Source organism: Guptibacillus spartinae, assembly GCF_028610625.1.
GTDB classification, from domain to species: Bacteria; Bacillota; Bacilli; order Bacillales; family Guptibacillaceae; genus Guptibacillus; species Guptibacillus spartinae.
The window spans coordinates 160,852-183,141 of record NZ_JAQQWU010000004.1; the positions used below are offsets into that span (position 1 = coordinate 160,852).

Genomic DNA, 22,290 nt, shown 5'->3' on the forward strand with positions numbered 1-22,290 from the left:
CCTGACCACAATGTTGCTGAGGTGATGAACAAATGGGAGACGAAAAACAACGATCTCATCCTGTTGAAAAAAGCGCTTCTAAATGGCAGAAGCTAGCAAGAAAACGTTGGATTTATCCAGCAGTCTATCTTGGTTTTGCAGCAATTGTTCTTGCAGCCGTATTATGGATGCAAGGCGGACAAGACAATGCAAAAGATTTAACTGGTATTGATGAAGAAAGAAGTGCCTTTGACACAAATGACGAGTCTGTTCCAGTTCTAGGTGATTCAGAAGTCTTTAAAGTACCTGCATCCGAAGATAGTGGTGTATTTGTGCAGAAACAATTCTATGACACTTCAGCTAGCACGGAAGAACAACAAGCAGCCCTTGTTTTCTATAATAATACCTACTACCAAAATGCAGGAATCGACTATGCTAAAGAAGATGGCGCAAGTTTTGATGTGAAAGCTGCAATGAGTGGTAAAGTTGTGAAAGCTACAAACGATCAATTACTTGGAAATGTTGTTCACTTAGAGCATAACGATGGTGTTGTGACTGTTTACGAATCTCTTGAAGCTCTTAATGTAGAACAAGGCGATACTGTGAAGCAAGGTGAGAAGCTAGGTACAGCTGGTACAAACGCATTTGATACAGATGCTGGTGTTCACGTACATTTTGAAGTCCGCAAAGATGACATGCCGGTTAACCCACTTGATGTGTTTAATCAACCGTCTTCAGCTGTAGAAGCTCCTGAAAAGGCGCAGACAAGCGACGAAGTTTCAAACCCATCTGCCTCAGAAGGTACTGATGTCGAGAACCAGGATAACGGTACAGAATCCGAAATGGATGCTGAGAAAGACGCCGAAAAAGATGCGAATAGTGCAGACGAGGATCAATCCGACGAGCAAAAAAGCAACGAGCAGAAATCGGACGATCAAAAATCAGATACAAAGGATTCACAATAACAAAGCTCCCCTAGTGGGGGCTTTTTTGTGTGCAGTGAAAACAAACAAAATTCGATTTTTCCCGGGAAATAGCGCTATCATTCCTCAAGGAACGGAAAGATTCGCTTTTATCTGTCGGAGACACAGGTCTATTGTCATATCGCTATATACAATTACTGGTAGTAATGTCTCATTGACTTCTTTTTATAGTAGAAACATAATGAGAGATGTATTTCGTAAAATTCAGATAACTTAAATGGGAGGGAGAGGCTACTTATTTTATACGTGCTGTTAGCTGCTGCAATCGTCAGTTTAATCTTTACAATCAGAAAAAGAAAAGGCGTGTATTTACTATTGCCAATAGCGCTAATGGGAATCTACTTGATCATTGAAATTGCTAGAGTCCCACTTGGTTTTGTCGAAACGGTCGAACTTATTTTCAACTTAAAATAGACAGGAGGTTCCATCATGAAGAAGATTGATAAAAAAATCGCCGATGCCTACTTTCATGCGAGAGTAAGGTTAATTGCCATCTTACTTCTTTTCTGGTTTGTTGTGTCTTTTGGAATGGTTCTGTTCGCTGAAGCGTTGGCACAATATACGTTAAATGGATTTCCCCTTCATTACTTCATGGGTGCACAGGGTTCAATTGTTGTCTTCATCATTTTATTGTTTGTTAACGCTTACATATCGGACAGGATTGATCAAAAGTATGGGTTAGTTGAAAAACGAGTGAAAGCAACGAAAGGACAAACCTTACAATCATAAGGGGGATAAGGGATGGATACACAATTTCTAGTGTCACTTTTGCTTATTGTGGCATCATTTGGGCTATACATTGGGATTGCCGTCTTTAATCGCGCGCGTCAAACCTCCGAGTTCTTCGTAGCGGGTCGAGGGGTACCTGCGATTTACAACGGGATGGCGATTGGAGCGGACTGGATGAGCGCCGCTTCATTCATTGGTCTTGCTGGAACAGTTATGGTCCTTGGATATGATGGACTGGCATACATTATGGGGTGGACAGGCGGCTATTTGCTCTTAACTTTTCTGCTTGCTCCTCAACTTAGGAAATACGGTCGCTATACGGTTCCAGAATTCATTGGAGATCGCTTTCAGAGTAAAACGGCTTTAGTCATTGCGGCGATTGCGACCATTATCATTAGCTTTACCTATTCCATTGGTCAGTTAGCAGGATCGGGGGTAGTGATCGGAAGGCTGTTTGAAGTCGATGCCAAAATTGGTGTGATGATTGGGGTCGTCATTATTGCTATCTATGCCACATTTGGCGGGATGAAAGGGATTACGTGGACACAGGTGGCGCAATATATTATTTTAATTCTGGCTTATTTAATTCCGGTTATTTTCATGTCACTTCAAATTACGAATAACCCGATCCCGTGGCTAAGCTATGGCAATGTCGTATCAGAACTCGGTGAACTCGATCGTGAACTTGGAATTTCTGAGTATTTTGCGCCATTCGAATCCGCTTCAAAGTGGCAATTCATCGCTCTGATGTTTAGCTTAATGGCTGGAACTGCTGGACTCCCTCACGTCATTGTTCGCTTTTACACAGTATCAACGATGAAAGCAGCACGCTGGAGCGGCGCCTGGGCACTTCTATTTATTGGTCTCCTCTATTTATCTGCTCCTGCTTACGCGGCATTTTCACGTTTTATCTTGATGAAGCAAGTAGCAGGTAGTCCGATCGATTCTTTACCTGCCTGGACGGATAAATGGGTGAACACCGGACTTCTAACGATGGCGGATACGAGTGGAGATGGCATTCTCCAATGGAAAGAGATTGCGATTAGTAATGATATAGTCGTGATGGCCACACCTGAAATTGCTGATTTAGGAGTATTTGTTATAGGTCTCGTCGCAGCAGGAGCGATGGCAGCGGCGCTCTCCACGGCTGGTGGGCTACTGATTGCCATATCTTCTTCTTTTTCTCACGATATCTACTATCGCATTATTAATCCTAGAGCAACGGAGCGAAAGCGGATGTCTGTTGCGCGCTGGTCGATTCTGATTGCGACGATTGTTGCCGGAGTCGTTGCGCTAAATCCACCGGGTGTTATCACGCAAATTGTAGCATGGGCTTTTGCGCTTGCCTCAGGAACGTTCTTTCCAGCACTTATCCTTGGGGTATGGTGGAAGAGAGCGAACGCGCCAGGTGTCATTGCAGGGATGATCGTAGGATTATTGGTTACCTTAACGTATATTTTCCTAGCAAAATACGGTGGCTTTACGATTTTAGGCATCATTGATACGGGAGCAGGTATTTTCGGTGCTACTTCTGCCATTTTAACGAATGTGATCGTGTCATTGAGTACAAAACCACCTTCACAGAAGCTTCAGGATGAGGTAATGGATCTTAGATATCCTGAACAGCTTACTTTCAAAGATGGAGAAGTATGGAAAGATGACCGTGTGATTTGATTGAAGAACCTCCTATTCTCCATTAAAATAGGGGGTTCTTTTTTCATGTATGCTCACATACAAAAGGCGAATAAGATCAATTTGAAAGAATATTTAAATAAAATCCCTTGTCCCTCTTGACTTTTTGGAATATAACCACCTTTGCCTTAATAAAATGTTACAAAACTTAGTAAATGAGGGGCAGAGGTGAGAAGTTGTGGTAAGGCTTCGAAGTATTCTTGCATGCAATACTCCTGACATCATGTAGGTCACCTGATGACTAGAGCTTCGTAGCATGATCACTTTATCAGTCTCATTTCGCATCTCTCACATCCAATTTAGGGAGGCGAGTGGTGTGCACGATTACATCAAAGAGCGAACCATCAAGATTGGAAACTACATCGTGGAGACTAAGAAAACGGTGAGGGTGATCGCAAAGGAATTTGGCGTTTCTAAAAGTACCGTTCACAAGGATTTAACAGAACGACTTCCTGAAATTAATCCGGACCTCGCCAATGAGGTGAAGGGGATTCTCGAGTATCATAAATCGATACGCCATCTCCGCGGCGGCGAAGCGACGAGAATAAAATATAGAAAGGACACGGAAAAAGAAGAAGCTGTCAAATAATACGCCTAAAAACGACAATTTTTTCTAAATACTTTCTTCCTGTTTCTTAATTTATGGTACAATATACTAATGGATACGTAGTTTAAACATACTAGGACTGAAACTATAGATGAGTGTTAGAATACAGGGAGGATACGTCATGTTTTCACGTGATATTGGGATTGATTTAGGTACCGCGAACGTACTGATTTATGTGAAAGGGCGAGGCATCGTTTTGGATGAACCGTCTGTTGTAGCACTAGACACTGGAACTGGAAGAGCGCTTGCTGTTGGTGAAGAAGCAAGGCAAATGGTTGGCCGGACTCCTGGAAACATCGTTGCAACGCGTCCACTGAAGGACGGCGTGATCGCAGACTTCGATATTACAGAAGTGATGCTAAGACATTTTTTGAACAAAATTAATGTAAAAAGCTTTCTATCTAAGCCGCGTATTTTAATTTGTACGCCTACGAACATCACATCTGTTGAGAAGAAAGCGATTAAAGAAGCTGCTGAAAAAAGCGGTGGGAAACAAATTTTTCTTGAAGAAGAACCAAAAGTAGCTGCAATTGGCGCTGGCATGGATATTTTTCAGCCAAGCGGTAATATGGTGGTGGACATTGGCGGTGGAACGACAGATATCGCAGTGCTTTCAATGGGCGATATTGTCACCGCCTCTTCCATTAAAATGGCAGGGGACAAGTTCGATTACGAAATCCTGGATTACATCAAGAAAACGTATAAGCTTCTAATTGGGGAGCGGACAGCAGAACAAATTAAGATTAACGTAGCAACGGTATTTCCAGGCGGCCGGAATGAAGAACTTGATATTCGTGGACGAGACATGGTGTCTGGACTACCACGAACGATCACAGTGAAGTCCGATGAAATTCAGCAGGCGCTCCAAGAGCCGATCTCGCACATGGTGATGGCGGCAAAAAGCGTTCTTGAACGAACTCCTCCAGAACTTTCAGCAGACATCATTGACCGCGGTGTGATTATGACAGGTGGAGGCGCATTGCTTCACGGCATCGATCAGCTATTTGCTGAAGAACTTATGGTTCCAGTCCTTGTAGCGGAAGAACCGATGAGCTGCGTGGCAAAAGGAACAGGTCTGATGCTTGAACATATTGACAAGATAGCAAAGAAAAAATTAATCTAAATTAGAACGGAAACTATTCGTAAGGGTGTAATCATAATGGCGAACAACCATGAAAAGGTGAACCAGGCCTCCGAAGAAAAAGTCATTCTTAAGAAAGAGGTCGAACAAACGAATAAAAATCACGACGAGAAAGAGCGTAAGCCAAAGGTTCGGTTAATTCCGGTTTGGCTACGCCTTGTTCTCGTTGCCCTGTTGCTCATGGCTTCACTACTCGCAGGTGCCATGATCGGTTATGGGGTAATTGGTGACGGAAGCCCTGGAGACGTGTTTAAGAAGAGCACATGGGTGAAGATAAGTGATATTGTAAAAAAAGAAGAGTAACCGTTAGGAGAATGAGATATGTTAGATAGTCAAGAAATTAAGAAGATTATCCCGCATCGCTACCCTTTCCTTCTTGTTGATCGTATTCTTGAAGTCGAAGAAGAAGTACGAGCGGTCGGTATTAAGAACGTAACGGCGAATGAAGAATTTTTTAATGGACATTTCCCGGACTATCCGGTTATGCCAGGCGTTCTCATTGTCGAAGCACTTGCTCAAGTAGGTGCTGTGGCGATGTTAAAGAAAGAAGAAAATCAAGGTAAGCTGGCTTTCTTTACTGGAATCGATAAATGTCGTTTCAAAAGACAAGTAAAGCCAGGAGATCAGCTTCGTCTTGAAGTGGAGATTATTCGCATTAAAGGACCGATCGGCAAAGGAAAAGCTACAGCTACTGTTGAAGGTGAAGTTGCTGCTGAAGCTGAAATTATGTTTGCGTTGAAATAGGACGAGTTCATCCCCATTCCTGAACCTAGGAATGGGGATTTTGCCTGTTACATATAGAGTATGACATCGTGCACTTATAAAAATATTAATTTAATGTTAACCAATCAGTAGCAATGTAAAACCAACATAGAGACTATGTAAATTTCAACAATTTGCCTTTTCGCCCTGATATGATGAACTCAACCGTTCATTAGCGGTAAAACTTATCGAGTTCAGGGAGGAATTTTGGAAATGAATAACAAGAAATTCATGCTCAAAATTGCAACTTCGTTAGTAGCTGTTATGTTAATTACAGCGTGTAACAACGGCGGTGATAATGATTCAGAGAACGGCAATAATTCGATGAACAATGGAAATAACACCGAAGAACCTGCATCTAACGAAAACTCCGAAAACTCTGCTGAATAAGAACGTACTCTCCTGTCCTACCTGGACAGGAGTTTCTATTATTCTCCACTTTTTCCGTTGTGCATCTGCCACTTTTTAAATTCTAGATAATCCGCAAAGTCTTCCTTCGTAATGCCGGATCGCATAGCTTCTTCAATTAATTCTTTCCATTCTGTATCAAGAACAGGTTCTTCATAATCTTCTTCCAGTATAAATACCTCAATGGGGACTTTAAGTTCCGCTGCAATTTTTTCGAGAAATTGAATAGAAGGATTCGCTTGTTGATTTCGTTCGATGGAACTTAAATATGATTTCGCAACGCCTGCTCGCTTTGCTAACTCTGTTAAAGATAACCCCATGCGATTCCGATAAAGTTTAATTTTTTCACCGATCATCCCTTTACCTCGACTTTATCATTATTTTTTATTAACTTAATTTTATCAAGAACATATTGTTCTGTAAACAGAACAATAGTCGTGGATTATAGGAACTAGATGTTAGAGCAAATTTATGAAAAGTTAAGATTGAAAGAGAAAATATTAGTAAATACAAGATTTAATAGGAATTTTCAGTTAAAACAAAGAATTTTCACTCTTTTTAAACTTCCAAAATAAGACTATATTAGATGTACATTCTAAATAAAGAACAAAACGTTCTTTATACGTGTCGGTTATTGCTGAATTTGATAAGGGGGATGGGGAATGAGAACGTATACTGACGAAAAATTGGATCAAGAATGGGTGACCCTTATGTCAATCGCAAAAAATATCGGTTTATCTAAGGAGGAAGTGAAGCGATTTTTAATCAATTCCTCAAAAAAGTAAGGAGGAATGATGGTGATCAAGTTAGGTGAGGGAACTTTTGTATCCTATATTTTAGGGAAAAGAATAAAAGTGATGGCGATCGATGATCAAATTGCTAAGCTTTATATTAATGATGAATACAAAGGTAAATGTGAGCTTTCTTTTATTATCGAGAAAATTCATAGCCTTGAATATAAAGAACAGGATATAAAAGGCCTGATGGCAGATGAACAAAAGATGTATGAGGAACTGAGTCACATCATAAAAAATCAAACCATCTCTCAACCTTATGAGTAAAGGGAAAAAAATGATAAAGTATTTTATCATTTATCTCGCAATCGTTAACCTACTTGATGGTTATATAACGTATTGGGGGATCAAGAATAGCTGGATTGGAGAAGTGAATCCAATCATGGAGGCTTTTATTCAAGCAAGTCCACTCGTATTCTTGATGTATAAAATTGGATTATCTCTCTTATTATGTGGATTGCTGCTTAAGCTGAAACAGTTAAAATCCGTTTTCATACGGTGGTTATTAATTGTGGCTTCTGTCGTTTATTCATTAATTTTGTGTTTGCACGGGTATTGGGTAATGCACTTGTTAACAAACTAAATATGAGCCTAACAAATAGTGGGCCCCTGCTTGAAGTTTTATTGATTTGATCCTTGCTTTGCTCGCCATTTATTAAATTCAAGAAATTCCTTGAATTGATCTTTACTTACGCCAGATTCCATGGCTTCCTTCACTAACTTTTTCCATTCAGAATCTAATTCACTTTGATGAATTGGGTCATCCCCTTGTAACAGTACTTCGACTGAAACATCCAAAACATTCGATATTTTATCTAAGAATTGAATAGAGGGATTTGATTGTATATTGCGCTCGATAGAACTTAAATATGACTTTGCGACATTGGCACGTTCTGCTAACTCTGAAAGTGATAACCCTTTACGTAAACGATATTTTTTTACTTCTTCTCCGATCACGTTTATCCCTCCGATGCTTCGACAAAATTCATTGTTATTATTAATTATACCAGTATGTTTTTGTTCCGTAAATAGAACAAAAGCGGCATATCATCATATGCCGCTTCTGCGTCAGTTACTTTGATGACGAAGAAAAGACTGAATCTCGGTGATCGAGATACCAAGTTCCTTCGCTTCCTTTATTAACTTCACCCATTCGTCATCAAGCTTTTCCTCAGTATGTACGCCCATATAACTCCTCCTTCAAATCTTTCCAGGTAGTACAGCCATCATAGAAGTTCTGCAGAAATCTTCCTTAGATCTGTTTACTTTGCGCCCACTCTTTTTCAAAAATGGTTGCCCTTTTCTGGAGGATACGCTGTACGATTAACGAGTCATAACGATAGTAACTACTTTCATCATAGGACATTAAACCTACGAAAGGTGTAGAATTTTGAAAAAAATAACAATTTATTATAGCTTTTTTTGTAGGTAAACGTGGGAAGCTGTATCCTTTCCCATTTCTATTAAAAGGATTAGCTACATATTTTTCAAAATGATGGAAAAGATAGCATTAGAAATACTTTTGAGGAGGAATGAATTTGAAAAAGTGGATGCTATCCATTTTTACCTGCTTACTTGCTTTTAACCTGACAGCGTGCTCTGATGCAAACGAAGAAGAAGGACCGGTTGAAGATCCAGAAATGCAGGAAGATAAGCCAAATGATGAAGAAAATGTAAATGAAGATGATGGAACAATTGATCAAGAAGATGATGATACGATGAATAAAGACGGAAAGCAAGAAGGTGATCCAGATGAAGATGGAAACATGGAAGAAGGCGATATGGACGACATGGAAAAACAGCCGAATGATGAAACAGAAAATCAGCAGTAAGAGGCCTTAGAGGGTCTCTTTTTATTTTGGAAAAATGGTCTAAAAAAACGAGTGAGCGGGAATAAGCAAGAAAAAGGAGGTTGAGAAGATGCAAAAAGTAGCGATCGTAACAGGTGGAGGCTCAGGTATTGGAGAGGCAGCAGCAAAGCGTTTTGCGAAGGAAGGAATTCGCGTTTGTTTATTTGACCTTAAAGAAAGTCGAGCGGAAAAGGTTCAGGACGCAATTAACAATGATGGAGGGGAAGCATTCGTCGTAGATGTGGATGTGTCCGATGAGGAGAGAGTTACATATGGTTTGGAAAAAGTGATGGAGAAATGGGGACGCATTGATATTTTGTTTAACAATGCCGGGATCAATGGAACGCTTAATCCAATTGAAGAGATGAAAGTAGACGAATGGGATCAAACGATTGAAACGAATTTGCGCAGCACGTTTTTAATGGTAAAGCACGCCATCCCTTATATGAAGGAAAACGGTGGTAGCATGATTATTACAAGCTCCATTAATGGGAACCGCACGTTCTCAAATTTCGGGATGTCGGCCTATAGCACGTCTAAAGCAGGACAAGTTGCTTTTATGAAAATGGCTGCGCTTGAACTTGCGCAATATCGCATTCGCGTAAACGCCATTTGTCCTGGAGCAATTGAAACAAATATCGATCAAAATACCGATAAGAAAGAAAGTGTAGAAGACATTGAAATTCCAGTCCAATATCCAGAAGGAAGTCATCCTCTAGAACAAAAGCCTGGCTCCCCGGAAAAAGTAGCTGATGTCGTTTATTTTCTAGCTTCTGATGCTTCAAGTCATGTTACAGGAACAGCTATGTATGTCGATGGCGCAGAGTCCTTGTTGTAAGCAGGAAAAGAAGGATTTTTAATTGACTCAGACTACTGGCAGGATTAACGTTTACGGTGAGGTGAAGAAAATGTTTACAAAAGTGCATCATGTGGCGATTATTTGTTCAGATTACGAACGATCCAAGAAATTTTATACGAATACGCTAGGTTTACCGATCATTGAAGAAACGTATCGGAAAGACCGAGATTCATATAAACTTGATTTAGCCGTAGGGGAACATACTCAAATTGAACTGTTTTCATTTCCTAATGCGCCTGAAAGACCAAGTTATCCCGAAGCGAGAGGATTAAGACATGTTGCTTTTGAAGTAACAGATCTAGAGGAAGCTGTTCAGCAGTTAACAAAAAAGGGGATTTCCTCACTGGAAGAAATCAGAGTGGATGACCTAACAAAGAAGCGATTTACATTTTTCGCAGATCCAGATGGTTTACCGATTGAATTATATGAGAAATGAAGAAATATTCTAAAAATAAGTTGATTCCTTCCAAATCCTGTGGCAAAATAGATCGTGAAAGCGTTTGCTTGATTTGGGGGAGTTGGCTTATTTTTTTTGGAAATACAAACGGTTTCCTTCCTTTTATAAGTTTGTGCAAACGTTTTCGCATTTCGTATAAGGGGGAAAAGGATGAAAAGGGGTAATCGAAGAAGACTTTCACTGTCACTTGTTCTTGTTCTTGTGCTTCAACTGCTTGCTGGGGTCATTCCGGTAGCTGTGAAAGCTGCAACGAGTCCTGTTATAGACGGATCGTCCGCGACATTTATTTTTGAAGGAGACGGAAGCGAAGAATCTGTCCTCGTTGCCGGTGATTTTACAAATTGGCAGGAAGGAGCGCTCCCGCTGGAGAAGGTAGATGGCGTCTGGAAGGTAACGGTAGATGACTTAACCGATGGCCTTCATCAGTACAAATTTATCGTGGGGGATGAATGGATGAAAGATCCTTTGAATCCAAATGGCAGCGATAACAGTACGTTTACCATTGGTAAAGTGTCAGATGACCGCATCGTTACATTAGTAGGAGATTTACAGGACGAGCTTGGTGCATCGAAGGATTGGGACCCTGCAGCAGCAGAAACGGTGATGGAAGCAAAAGGAGATGGCTTTTATGAATTCTCTGGTGAACTTCCAGCTGGGACCTATGAATATAAAGTAGCGATCAACCAGTCTTGGGGAGAGAGCTATGGTGACGGTGGGAATAACCTTAAACTAACGCTTTCTGAGAAAACAAAAGTGACGTTTTATTATCACGATGAGACTCATGCCATTGCAAATTCAACAACATATACGCCTAGTGAAAAGCAGCCACGCCTTGTTGGTTCCATCCAGCCTGCTATTAATGCTGGTGAAGAGTGGAGTCCAGATCAGTCAACGGCGCTTTTCACGGATGATAATTTTGATAACGTGTATTCCTTTTCGACCAGCGTGCCAAAAGGAAACTATGAATATAAAGTTGTGCTTGGGAGTCAATGGGGAGAAGATTATCCCGCAGACAATGCCAAGCTCAATGTGATTGAAAAAGCGGACATTACGTTCTTTTTTAACACAAAGACGAAAGAAGTAAGCACAGATTACAGTGCAGCTGGATCAGATGGGGCGGTTTCTAAGACAAGTCTTCTACATAATTCATGGGAAGAAGCTTATCGTGCACCGTTCGGGGCTGTGCCAGTAGGGAAGAAGGTTACGTTACGTCTAGCAGCGAAGAAAGATGATTTGACGAAAGCCGATCTTTATATGAAGAATCAAAATACAGGGACTAGCAAAGTGGTTTCAATGGAAAAGGCGGCTACTTCTGAAGGGAAAGATTACTGGGAAGCAAAAGTAACGTCAGAAGAAAAAGGACTTTATGGCTATAAATTTATCGTCCGCGATGGTTCTGCTAAGGCGGAATACGGAGAAGATACGAAACAGGGGGCAGCTGGTAAAGCAGTTGATGCTAATGCAGAGCTCTATCAACTAACAGTCTTTGATCCAGGATATAAAACGCCAGACTGGATGAAAGAAGCTGTCGTGTATCAAATTTTCCCGGACCGATTTAACAATGGAAACAAAGACAATGACGATGCGAAGGAAACGGCGCGAGGTCCGGAACCAATTGAGCATCAGGAATGGGGAGAGCTTCCGGATAACCCGAGGCTTGCAGAAAGTGGAGATTATAACGGAGATGGAATATGGAGTAACGACTTTTTTGGCGGTGACATTGAAGGAATTCAGAAGAAGCTGGATTACATTCAATCTCTTGGGGTTAACACGCTTTATTTAAATCCAATCGCGAAAGCAGCGTCAAATCACAAATACGACGCAACAGATTGGAAAACGATTGATCCAATGTTTGGAACGCCGGAACAATTTAAAGCATTTACAGATGAATTGGAAAAACGGAACATGCATCTCATTATGGACGGGGTATTTAATCACGTTGGTGATGACTCCATCTATTTTGACCGCTACGGAAAATATGAGGTGGTTGGCGCTTATGAATACTGGTCTCGCATTTATGACCTCATGAATGAAAAAGGCATGAGTGAAGAAGATGCGAAAGTAGAAGCGCGTAAACAGCTTGAGAATGAAGGACAAACGTTTAACGATGAGTATGGATTCCACAATTGGTTTAACATCAAAAATGAAAAAGTCACGGATGAAAACGGAAAGGAACGGTATGATTACCAGGCTTGGTGGGGTTACGATTCCCTTCCTGAAATCAAAAGCATTGAAGGCGATGCCGTTGATTATGATAGCGAGTTAAATAATGAAAAATTCGCCGATTACATTATGTATGACAAAGACTCCGCCTCTAAGTCATGGTTAACAAACGGTGCGTCCGGCTGGCGCCTTGATGTGGCGAATGAAGTGGATATGGAATTCTGGCGTGAATTCCGTGAAGAATTAAAGTCTGAAGACATGGCCGGTGCCGGAGCGACGTTGAAAGAAGGAGAAGAGCCATTGATTCTGGGCGAAATTTGGGATGATGCCTCGAAGTACTTCCTCGGCGATCAATATGATTCGGTGATGAACTATCGATTTGAAGGAGCGATTCTCGATTTCTTGAAGAACGGGAATGCAGCGAGTGCAGACGAAAAGCTAATGGCGGTACAGGAAGATTATCCGGATGAGGCGTTTCATGCGCTTATGAATTTAATGGGGTCCCACGATACGCCGCGTGCGATTTACGTCCTTGGGGGCGGCACAGATACGTATGAGCGAGCAGAATTTGATCCGAAATATGATCATGAGCTTGGCGTGCAGCGCCTAAAGTTAGCTGCCGTGCTTCAAATGGGTTACCCAGGTGCTCCAACCATTTACTATGGTGATGAAGCTGGCGTAACGGGTTCAAAGGATCCCGATGATCGCCGCACCTATCCGTGGGGTAAAGAAAATGCAGACTTAGTGAAGCATTATCAAACAACAGGTGCAGTTCGTACGGAGCATGCTGATCTTTTAGCTTATGGAAAGCTTACAACGCTACAGGCTGATGGCGATGTTTATGCATTTGCGCGAACGAGTAAAGACGATGCAGCTATTATTGCAGTGAACCGCGGCAATAAAGCGCAAACGATCGAGCTCGAAGTAAAAGACGTTGTGAAAAATAAGATTTCGTTTACGGATGGTCTTATGAAGGATTACAGCGTAACCGTGAAGGATGGCAAGGTTTCTGTCACACTTCCTGCGATGACGGGTCGTATGCTTGTCGCGGATCAAGGACAGAATTTTGACCTTCCGAAAGCAGCGACTGACTTAAAAGCCACTGCCGGAGAGGGAAATGCTACCCTTTCATGGACAGGCGATGCGGCGAAATACAAAGTGTATCGCTCAACCCTTCAAGGAGCGATGTATGAAGAAGTGACCGTAACCGATCAGAAAGAAGTAACGGTCGATGGATTAACAAACGGGCAGTCTTACTTCTTTGCCGTAACGGCGCTTGATGAAGATGGAAATGAATCAGTGAAGGTAGAAACGACTGAAGCGACCATTCCACACATTGAATGGAAAGATGGAAAATATGACATTTCTTCTGTCACTGCCATCGAAGACCAAGTGCTTGATCTGGCAAATACCTTTGATATTGAAGCAGGTGTGAAAATCGATGGAGCTACGGAATCAGGACTTGCAGAAGGGTTAATTGGCAAGCTTCAAGTGAAACGTGGTGACGGCGAGTGGCACGAGTCGAAGGCCACATACACAGGCCAAGATGGGGCGTTTAATAAGTTCAAAGCGAATTTCCGTCCGATTGAAAAAGGGACGTATGCGTATCGACTTGCTTTTTCAACGGATCGTGGGGTGACTTGGAAAACAACGAACACGGAAGAAGTAACATTTACTCAAAATCAGGATGATACGAAGGCTCCTGCAAATGCGGTGCAACTGGATGAGCCACTAAAAGAATCTGGTCAGGTAACGTTAAACTGGAAGCTTGAAGCTGCTGATGGTGCGTACCTTTTAGCCGTTGAGCGGAATGGTGAAACGCTTGAGTTAATGGATGATGCCGAGGCCATCACCTATACTGATTTCGCTGTAGAGAACGGAAAGACGTATACGTATCGCATCGTGGCGTATGATCAAGCTGGAAACCAAACTGCTTCCAATGAGGTAAAGGTAACACCAGATATCGTGATGGTCGACGTAACGTTTAAAGTGCACGCCCCAGAGGATACACCGCTTAGTGCAAAAGTAACAATGCCAGGCGATCAAAATGGCTGGAGTACGAGTGCGTGGGAAATGTCTCGTAATGGAGCGGTATCTCCAGATTGGGAGATTCAAAAGTCGTTCCCAGAAGGAACCATTTTAACGTACAAATATGTAAAAGGAGAATCATGGGATCAAGAAGGTCTTGCCGATCACACGCGTAACGATAAGTCAGACGATGATGTGAGTTATTATGGTTACGGAGCGGAAGGCACGGATCTGAAAGTAACGGTCACAAACCAGGGCAGCAATAAAATGGTCGTTCAAGATGAAATCCTTCGTTGGATCGACATGCCAGTGGTCGTCAATTCTCCTGAAAATGGAAGCATTGTAGATGGTGACACGGTTACGTTTAAAGGAAATGCCATTAAAGAAGGAAACCTAACAATTAATGGTGAAAAAGTGCCTGTGAATGATGATATGACATTCACTCATGAAGTAAAGCTAGAAAATGGTGAAAATGAAATACCGATTACGATCGAACCATCAGAAGAAAACAAATCCGAAATCTTTAAGAACGATGGTGGCGCGATTGGAAAGAACACGAAGAGCTATACGTGGAGCGTAACGTCTAAGGCTGGAGAAGCGGAAGCGAAGGAGCCTGTGAGGTTGTTTGGAGACAATCGTTATGCGACAGCGGTTGAGATTTCAAAAGAAGGTTGGGAAACTGCGGATACTGTCGTAATTGCAAGAGGAGATAACTTTGCGGATGCTCTAGCGGGAGCACCTCTCGCGTATAAAGTAGATGCACCAATTCTGTTAACACGTGAAAAAGGGCTGGAGAAATCAGTTATCAACGAAATTAAGCGTCTTGGTGCAAAGAAAGCAATCATTCTTGGCGGAAAATCAGCCGTACCGAAGTTTATTGCTTATCAGTTAGAAGGTCTTGATCTGAAAGTAAAACGTATCTATGGAGACGACCGTTTTGAAACTGCGGCTAATATTCAGGCAAGCCTTGGTGGGAACCCTGATAAAGCCATTGTTGCAGATGGAATGAACTTCCCGGATGCTCTTTCCGCCGCATCCTATGCAGCAGAAAATGGTTACCCTATTTTATTTACAAAACAGAATGAAGTTCCAAAAGCAACCAAAGTTGCGCTTCGTAGCGTTGATCACACGATTGTCGCTGGTGGTGAGGCCGTCATTAGCAAGAAGGTAATGGGGGAGTTACCAGATGCTAAGCGCTATGCGGGTGAAAATCGTTTTGGAACGGCGGCATCGATCGCTACGGAATTGAATCCATCCAAGCACGTCTTTGTGGCAACAGGCATGGATTTCGCTGATGCCTTAACAGGAGCCGTTCTTGCGGCGAAGCAAGATGCGGCGATGCTTCTTGTTAAACCGGATGAACTACCTGCTGAAACATCGGAAGCATTGAAAGCGTTAAAAGCAGATACGTTTACGATCCTTGGTGGCGAAAGTGCTGTTAGTGAGAAGGTTGTAGAGGGGATGAAGTAATAATGTGGGGGTCAGGCTCGTGCCTGACCCCATCAAAAGACAAAACCTTAAAAGTGTCCGCCTCAGGCGGACACTTTTTTTGTGCAGATCTTTCTCTAAAATGCTTAAGAAGCTATAAGGTATAAGGGGTTTGAGAGGAAAAAAGAGTCAGGGGGTCAGGTTCGAACCTGACCCCATCCAAACTCCCCCTATTACCTCACCCTCTATTTTCCTTCAAAACAACCAAAAAATATTTCTGAATAATTTATTAATTTACTATTCCCAAATTCTAGAAAAGTGGTATACTACAATTATCACCCCCGATATAGTAGAAATTCCCCATTTTCCTTTCTAGAGGAGCAATTCGAATGGCTCGAAAACAACGAATCTGGTTTCCAGGTGCAAAGTATCACATTACCTGCCGTGGAAATCGAAAGGCGTCACTGTTTGAAGAACAAACTGATCGATTAAAGTATTTTCAAATTCTAGAACACGCTCGTCTCGCTTTTCCGTTTCGCCTACACGTATACTGTCTCATGACTAACCATGTGCATCTCTCCATTGAAACCTTCGATCATCCCCCTGGTGAAATCATGAAAGTGATCAACTCCAACTATGCTAGATATTTCAACGACAAATATGAGTACACAGGCCATGTCTTCCAAGGTCGCTATAATGCTGAACTGCTTGATTCAATTGATTATGAAATAGACGTTAGTAAATATATTCACCTTAATCCAGTGAAAGCCCGGATGGTAGCAAAACCAGCGGACTATTTGTGGAGCAGTTACCATGCTTATATTTCATATCAAAAGAATCCTTATGTTCACCCTGACTACATACTCTCACTATTTCAAAAACCTTCACGGGAAGCTTATCAGCGCTATGTCGAAAACGAAGACCCAACTTTACCTCCAGATCTACTAAAACAATTGCCGCAGTAAAAACACTAGAATGAATAACGAAAGAGAAGTGAATGAATGGAGCACTGGATCTGGCTAAGTTCCCTTCCTTACGTGGGCCCAGTTACCCAAAAGAAACTACTGGCCACTTTCGGAACTCCGGAACGAGTCTATGAGGCCTCTCCGTCTGAACTCAAGGAAACAAAAATTTCTCATCGTGCTTATGAATCTATCTTAAACGCACGATCGCTTGAGAAACCAAAGCGCATTCTTGAACTCGTTCAGCAAAAGGAGATCTGGCTACTACCCCGGGATGACCCGCTTTACCCAAGTTACGCCAAAAATGTTGCTGAATCGCCTGTTCTTTTGTATTACAAAGGCCAAATTAGGCCGAATCTTCCTTCTGTTGCCATCGTTGGTTCTCGCTCTTGTTCCGATCACGCACGGCGTGCTGCAAAGGAGTTATCCACCAGACTCTCAAGCCTGAGCATCCCTGTTGTTAGCGGACTCGCGAAAGGAATCGATGAAGCTGCTCACGCTGCCTGCCTCGCAAATCGTGGGCAACCGATTGGAATAGTTGCACATGGTGTTGACAACTGTTACCCGAAAGAGCACCGCTCGCTCTACGAAGCAGTTCTAAATGAAGGCGCTGTCATATCGCAGTATCCACCTGGCACAGCACCTACACCAAAGCAATTTATTCAGCGAAACGCGCTAATCAGTGCATGGTCAAGTCACGTAGTGATTATGGAAGCTAACGTGAAAAGTGGTGCGATGACGACCGCTCACTTCGCTCGAAAGCAAGCAAGAGAAGTCTTTGTACTCATAAGTAAGGACGCTCGATTTAGGCAGGGAACAAACTGTCTAACAAAACAAGGTATACGCCCTTATTATAGCTTTCAATCGATTGAAAAAGAATTCAACAAATTCTCTTAAACTGTTAACGACCCCTCGCAAGTTTTCCGTGATTTGATCCCTCAAGGATCTTCAAGAACATCTACCCAACTAGAGCATGATGGATCCAACCCATCAGGGATGAGATGTAAGATAGAAGAAGATAAACCTGCCTCTAAACCACCTGATCGAGCCATCGATCGGGTGGTTTTTCTTATGGATAAGCAAAGATCGAAAACTAGTTCTTTAGGCTTGTACATCAGCGGATTAATAAAACGTACTTAACAAGTAAATCTATTGTCATATACTAAATTTATTAATTCTTTACAATAAAATAGGTTTCATCCAGACTGCGTTTCAAATCGAGAGGTGTCCCGTCATCGAGGACAAAAGCCGTGGAAATAGGGGTTTTGTCTTTGGAGGGGGTCAGGCTCGAACCTGACCCCCTTCCAAAATGTAAGCGCATTCTAAATTTAGACAATTTACGCTATTTTTACACATATGAGTCAAAAGTTATTGTATACTGACAATTGGTGGTACTATCACCAAAATTCGACTACATATCCGGGGGGATGAAATTTGAAACGAAAGCCAACCAGTCGTTTTATTAGCTTTGCGCTAATATTCTCAATGGTTCTTAGTTTTTTTGCGGCTCCTGTTTCTCAGTATGCTTCAGCAGCTGAAGAGACGTTTCAAGACTTAATTATTTCAGAGTACATTGAAGGTGGGGGCTATAACAAAGCACTTGAACTTTACAATGGAACAGGAAATGAAATTGATTTAGCAAATTACACTCTTGAACTCTACTCCAATGGGGAGACAGCTCCTAAGTATTCTTTACCTCTAGAAGGAAAACTTGCTGATGGAGAAGTGTTTGTCCTAGCCCACGATCAATCGATTCAGCCTATTTTAGATCAGGCTGATGTAACGAATCAATCCGTTGTGAATTTTAATGGAAATGATGTTGTTGTCCTCAAAGAAACAGACGCAGTCATTGATTCTATTGGACAAATTGGTTCAGATGCTGATTTTGCAAAAGATATGACGTTTGTTCGTAAAGAGTCAGTTACATCTGGCGATACAGATGCGACTGATGCAGTTGACATGACGCAAGAATGGACTCAATACGAAAAAGACACAACAGACTACCTCGGTGCCCACCTCTCTGACGGCACAGCTCCAGACCCTGACCCAGAGCCAGAACCAGAACCAGAACTCTCAACCATTACTAATGCAAGAGAAGCAGCAAACGGTACACCAGTAAAAATTAAAGGAACGGCGACTGCAGCCTTTGAAACAGGTGGCCAAACCAACCTATTTATCCAGGATGACACTGCTGCCATTGTTGTACGTGCTGCAGGTATTACAGCTCAGCCTGGTGATGAAGTAACAGTAGAAGGCAAGATGTCGGCTTATTACGGCATGCAGCAAATTCAAACAGACGCTTCAAAAGTCGTAACGACAACAGAAGACAAAGGCATCCCGTCCCCTCAATCACTCGTATCCACTGATCTTTCTCAAGAAAACGGTGAACAGCATGAAGCTGCATTCACACAATTTAATGATGTTTCAATTAAATCAGTCGACAGCAATGGTAATTTCACTGCTGAAGATGCTTCAGGCGAATTTGTTATTAAGCCAATAGACAAATCGCTTCTTGAAGTAGGAAAAAACTATGAAATTCTTAAAGGCGTCATCGACTACAACTTTGATGAGTACAAACTCGTTCCTCGTAGCGCAGCTGACGTCATCGAGAAAGCTTTCTCAGTAACAGCAAACCCTGCCTCAGGATCTGTTATTGAAGGCACAATGGTCACTCTTTCAACAGCAGAAGAAGGCGCAACCGTACATTACACAACAGACGGTAGCGAACCTACGGCTGAAAGTGCAGAGTACACAGCACCCATCGAGCTAACAGAAGACATAACCGTAAAAGCTGTGGCCGTAAAAGACGATATGACAAGTGAAGTGGCGACATTTAACTACACTGTCCTAAAGTCAGCTAACGGCATTAGCATTCATGACATTCAAGGTGCAGGCCACACTTCTCCTTATGATGGAAAAGCGGTAACGAAAATTGCTGGGATCGTCACAGCAAAAGACGGCAATAACGCTTTCTTTATGCAAGAAGAAAACCCTGACGACAACATTGCCACTTCAGAAGGAATCTTTGTTTACAAAAGCGGCGGCGCTGGCGTAAACGTTGGTGACAAAGTAGAAGTAGACGGTCAGGTAAAAGAGTATCGTGAAGAAGGCTACAGTGATGCAAATGACCTTCTTACAACTGAAATCTCAGCTACAAATGTAGCGGTCACCTCTTCAAGTAACGCATTACCAGAGGCAATTGTGATTGGCGAAGACCGCACACCGCCAACAGAAATCATAGAAGATGATGAAATGCAGTCATTCGATCCTGAAACTGACGGACTGGACTTTTATGAAAGTCTTGAAGGCATGCTTATTGAGATTCCAGATGCTACGGTAACAGGTCCAGTGAAATACGATGAGCTTCCTGTCTACGTGAACGCTAGTGAAGACCAGCTGTTCACTCGTGCAAATGGCCTTTTGCTAACAGCAGACGATGCGAACCCAGAGCGTCTTCTTATTGACGTTGATGGCCTTGATATTGACGTTGCAACAGGGGATCGACTTGACGGATCCGTAACTGGAAACGTGAGCTACGATTATAGCAACTTCAAAATTCGTCCAACTGGAACGTTCCCTTCTGTTATTGAAGGTGACACAGAACGTGAAGTCACAACATTAAAATCGTCAACAGGTGATCTCACAATTGCTTCCTACAACATTGAAAACTACTACCCTGGTGTTGGGGAAGAGAAAACAGGAAAAATTGCTGAATCGATTGTAAAGAACATGAAAACACCTGATATTGTCGGTTTGGTTGAAGTACAAGATAACAACGGCCCAACAGATGACGGCACGACAAGTGCAAACGAATCTTATGAAGCGATTATTAAAGCGATTGAAGAAGCAGGCGGCCCGACATACAAGTTTACTGAAATTGCACCTGCAGATAAAACAGATGGAGGACAGCCGGGAGGAAACATTCGCGTTGGGTTCATCTACAACCCAGAACGCGTAGACTTCCCTGAGAAAAAATCTGGTGATGCAACAACTTCAGTTGGCGTCGATGAAAATGGACTAACGCTGAACCCTGGACGTATTGATCCAACAAATGAAGCTTTTGATGATTCCCGTAAATCACTTGCAGCAGAATTTGAATTTAATGGTGAAAAAGTCGTCGTTGTAGCAAACCATTTTAACTCAAAAGGCGGAGATGGCGCACTCTTTGGCGCTGATCACCCTGTCGTTTTAGGAAGTGAAGTACAGCGTGTGAAACAGGCTTCTGTTTTAAACAACTTCGTAAATGACGTCGTGACGAAAATGGATAATGGCAACGTTGTTGTTCTTGGTGACTTGAATGACTTTGAATTTTCGAAGCCAATTCAAACGCTTGAAGGCGACGTACTAACGAATATGGTCAAAAAGCTTCCAACAGAGCAACGCTACTCCTACAACTATCAAGGAAATGCGCAAGTGCTCGATCATATTCTCGTATCGAACAATCTAGCAAAACGTACGATGATTGATAGCATTAACATTAACTCTGATTTTAGTGAAGCAGATGGACGCGCAAGTGACCATGATCCAATGCTTGCGAAGATTCAAATGGAAAACAGCGTGGACCGTACTTCAGGAGAAACGCGTTATGAGACAGCAGTTGAAATTTCGAAAAAAGGTTGGGAAAGTGCTGATACTGTTGTAATTGCAAGAGGCGATGAGTTCCCAGATGCTTTAGCAGGAGCACCGCTTGCATACAAATATGATGCGCCAATCCTTTTAACCGAACAAAACAAATTAAACACAGCTGTTAAGAAAGAAATTAAACGTCTTGGTGCGAAGAAAGCGATCGTTCTTGGTGGAACATCTGCCATTTCTTCTTACGCCGAATATGAACTAAAAGGTCTTGGTCTAGAAGTAGATCGTATCGGAGGAGCAACCCGTTATGAAACAGCTGTGAACATTGCAGCGAAGCTTGACGGGACGCCTGAAAAATCGATCTTGGCGAATGCCTTTAATTTCCCAGATGCCCTTTCAGTTGCTTCATATGCATCGAAAAATGGTTACCCAATCGTGCTAACAGATGACGATAAACTTCCAGCTGTTTCGAAGAAAATTTTAAACACAACAGATGAGCAAATCGTTGTTGGTGGAGAAAGTGCAATCAATGAAAAAATCAAAAATAGTCTTTCAAATGCGGTTCGCATTAGCGGAGATAACCGCTATGCAACGTCAGCTGCTATCGCAACTATGCTAACGCCTGATGCAGATACAGCGATTGTGGCTACTGGTGTGAAATTTGCGGATGCCCTTTCTGGTTCTGTCCTTGCAGCAAAAGAAGATGCAGCGATCCTTCTTGTGAAGAAAGATGAAGTTCCTGAGAAAATTTCAGAAGCAATTGACGAAAATGACATTCATAACTTCCATATCCTCGGCGGTGCTAACGCTGTAAGTGATGATGTTATGAACGATCTAAAGAACAACTAAAGTAAGGATAGGGCGGAACTTCTC

21 protein-coding genes and 1 riboswitch are annotated in these 22,290 nt (G+C 42.2%); of the genes, 18 read left to right on the forward strand and 3 right to left on the reverse strand.

The genetic code is table 11. The annotated features are described in order from the left end of the window. Nucleotides 1-32: 32 nt before the first annotated feature. The 8 genes from spoIIQ to PQ511_RS09865 all read left to right on the forward strand — a co-directional run bounded on the left by spoIIQ (nt 33) and on the right by PQ511_RS09865 (nt 6,283). Entirely contained in the window at nt 33-944 is a 912-nt protein-coding gene (spoIIQ, locus tag PQ511_RS09830; protein WP_273851709.1) for a stage II sporulation protein SpoIIQ, read from the forward strand. Between the two features lie 447 nt (nt 945-1,391). Next, on the forward strand, nt 1,392-1,691 hold the full coding sequence (locus PQ511_RS09835) for a DUF4212 domain-containing protein (protein ID WP_273851710.1): 300 nt from the start codon (nt 1,392-1,394) through the stop codon (nt 1,689-1,691). Between the two features lie 12 nt (nt 1,692-1,703). Continuing rightward, nucleotides 1,704-3,365, forward strand: a complete 1,662-nt coding sequence (locus PQ511_RS09840) for a sodium:solute symporter family protein (RefSeq protein ID WP_273851711.1) — start codon at nt 1,704-1,706, stop codon at nt 3,363-3,365. A gap of 334 nt (nt 3,366-3,699) precedes the next feature. Beyond that, nucleotides 3,700-3,972, forward strand: coding sequence for a sporulation transcriptional regulator SpoIIID (spoIIID, locus tag PQ511_RS09845; protein WP_048311390.1), 273 nt, complete (start codon nt 3,700-3,702; stop codon nt 3,970-3,972). 139 nt (nt 3,973-4,111) lie between these two features. Then, complete coding sequence (locus PQ511_RS09850; protein ID WP_098445362.1) at nt 4,112-5,113, forward strand: rod shape-determining protein; 1,002 nt, start codon at nt 4,112-4,114, stop codon at nt 5,111-5,113. Between the two features lie 36 nt (nt 5,114-5,149). Further along, nucleotides 5,150-5,434, forward strand: a complete 285-nt coding sequence (locus PQ511_RS09855) for a DNA-directed RNA polymerase subunit beta (protein WP_273851712.1) — start codon at nt 5,150-5,152, stop codon at nt 5,432-5,434. Nucleotides 5,435-5,452: 18 nt separating this feature from the next. After that, on the forward strand, nt 5,453-5,875 hold the full coding sequence (fabZ, locus tag PQ511_RS09860; protein WP_273851713.1) for a 3-hydroxyacyl-ACP dehydratase FabZ: 423 nt from the start codon (nt 5,453-5,455) through the stop codon (nt 5,873-5,875). Between the two features lie 231 nt (nt 5,876-6,106). Beyond that, on the forward strand, nt 6,107-6,283 hold the full coding sequence (locus PQ511_RS09865; protein ID WP_273851714.1) for a hypothetical protein: 177 nt from the start codon (nt 6,107-6,109) through the stop codon (nt 6,281-6,283). 38 nt (nt 6,284-6,321) lie between these two features. Here PQ511_RS09865 and PQ511_RS09870 read toward each other — a convergent pair whose 3' ends face one another. Then, nucleotides 6,322-6,657, reverse strand: coding sequence for a helix-turn-helix domain-containing protein (locus PQ511_RS09870; protein ID WP_273851715.1), 336 nt, complete (start codon nt 6,655-6,657; stop codon nt 6,322-6,324). Between the two features lie 306 nt (nt 6,658-6,963). Between PQ511_RS09870 and PQ511_RS09875 the strand changes: the two genes are divergently transcribed. The 3 genes from PQ511_RS09875 to PQ511_RS09885 are packed head-to-tail and all read left to right on the forward strand — an operon-like array spanning nt 6,964 to nt 7,678. Then, entirely contained in the window at nt 6,964-7,086 is a 123-nt protein-coding gene (locus PQ511_RS09875) for an anti-repressor SinI family protein (protein WP_224590779.1), read from the forward strand. A gap of 12 nt (nt 7,087-7,098) precedes the next feature. Then, nucleotides 7,099-7,362 carry a hypothetical protein gene (locus PQ511_RS09880; RefSeq protein ID WP_273851716.1) on the forward strand — a complete coding sequence of 88 codons (264 nt, stop codon included), beginning with the start codon at nt 7,099-7,101 and terminating at the stop codon, nt 7,360-7,362. A 10-nt stretch (nt 7,363-7,372) separates the two neighbouring features. Next, nucleotides 7,373-7,678, forward strand: coding sequence for a DUF5658 family protein (locus PQ511_RS09885; RefSeq protein ID WP_273851717.1), 306 nt, complete (start codon nt 7,373-7,375; stop codon nt 7,676-7,678). A gap of 38 nt (nt 7,679-7,716) precedes the next feature. Here the strand turns inward: PQ511_RS09885 and PQ511_RS09890 are convergent, their stop codons facing one another. Together PQ511_RS09890 and PQ511_RS09895 are read right to left on the reverse strand one after the other, a co-directional pair. Further along, nucleotides 7,717-8,052 (reverse strand): helix-turn-helix domain-containing protein, encoded by a 336-nt coding sequence (locus PQ511_RS09890; RefSeq protein WP_273851718.1) that lies wholly within the window; start codon nt 8,050-8,052, stop codon nt 7,717-7,719. 111 nt (nt 8,053-8,163) lie between these two features. Next, nucleotides 8,164-8,283, reverse strand: coding sequence for an anti-repressor SinI family protein (locus tag PQ511_RS09895; RefSeq protein ID WP_273851719.1), 120 nt, complete (start codon nt 8,281-8,283; stop codon nt 8,164-8,166). A 22-nt stretch (nt 8,284-8,305) separates the two neighbouring features. After that, nucleotides 8,306-8,403: riboswitch (cyclic di-GMP riboswitch) on the reverse strand. 230 nt (nt 8,404-8,633) lie between these two features. On the opposite strand from PQ511_RS09895, the gene PQ511_RS09900 reads away from it, so the two are divergent. The 7 genes from PQ511_RS09900 (at nt 8,634) to PQ511_RS09930 (ending at nt 22,266) form a co-directional block, all read left to right on the forward strand. Continuing rightward, nucleotides 8,634-8,927 (forward strand): hypothetical protein, encoded by a 294-nt coding sequence (locus PQ511_RS09900; RefSeq protein ID WP_273851720.1) that lies wholly within the window; start codon nt 8,634-8,636, stop codon nt 8,925-8,927. Between the two features lie 88 nt (nt 8,928-9,015). Further along, nucleotides 9,016-9,783 (forward strand): SDR family oxidoreductase, encoded by a 768-nt coding sequence (locus PQ511_RS09905; protein ID WP_273851721.1) that lies wholly within the window; start codon nt 9,016-9,018, stop codon nt 9,781-9,783. Between the two features lie 70 nt (nt 9,784-9,853). Continuing rightward, nucleotides 9,854-10,240: an SMU1112c/YaeR family gloxylase I-like metalloprotein gene (gene gloA2, locus PQ511_RS09910; RefSeq protein WP_273851722.1), complete on the forward strand. Its 387-nt coding sequence runs from the start codon at nt 9,854-9,856 to the stop codon at nt 10,238-10,240. Between the two features lie 171 nt (nt 10,241-10,411). Then, nucleotides 10,412-15,922 (forward strand): alpha amylase N-terminal ig-like domain-containing protein, encoded by a 5,511-nt coding sequence (locus PQ511_RS09915; RefSeq protein WP_273851723.1) that lies wholly within the window; start codon nt 10,412-10,414, stop codon nt 15,920-15,922. 347 nt (nt 15,923-16,269) lie between these two features. Next, the gene (locus PQ511_RS09920; RefSeq protein ID WP_273851724.1) at nt 16,270-16,845 is read left to right on the forward strand and encodes a transposase; all 576 of its coding nucleotides are present in this window, start codon (nt 16,270-16,272) and stop codon (nt 16,843-16,845) included. 36 nt (nt 16,846-16,881) lie between these two features. Then, nucleotides 16,882-17,739 (forward strand): DNA-processing protein DprA, encoded by an 858-nt coding sequence (gene dprA, locus PQ511_RS09925; RefSeq protein WP_273851725.1) that lies wholly within the window; start codon nt 16,882-16,884, stop codon nt 17,737-17,739. A gap of 537 nt (nt 17,740-18,276) precedes the next feature. After that, complete coding sequence (locus PQ511_RS09930) at nt 18,277-22,266, forward strand: cell wall-binding repeat-containing protein (RefSeq protein WP_273851726.1); 3,990 nt, start codon at nt 18,277-18,279, stop codon at nt 22,264-22,266. The last annotated feature ends 24 nt before the right edge of the window (nt 22,267-22,290 follow it).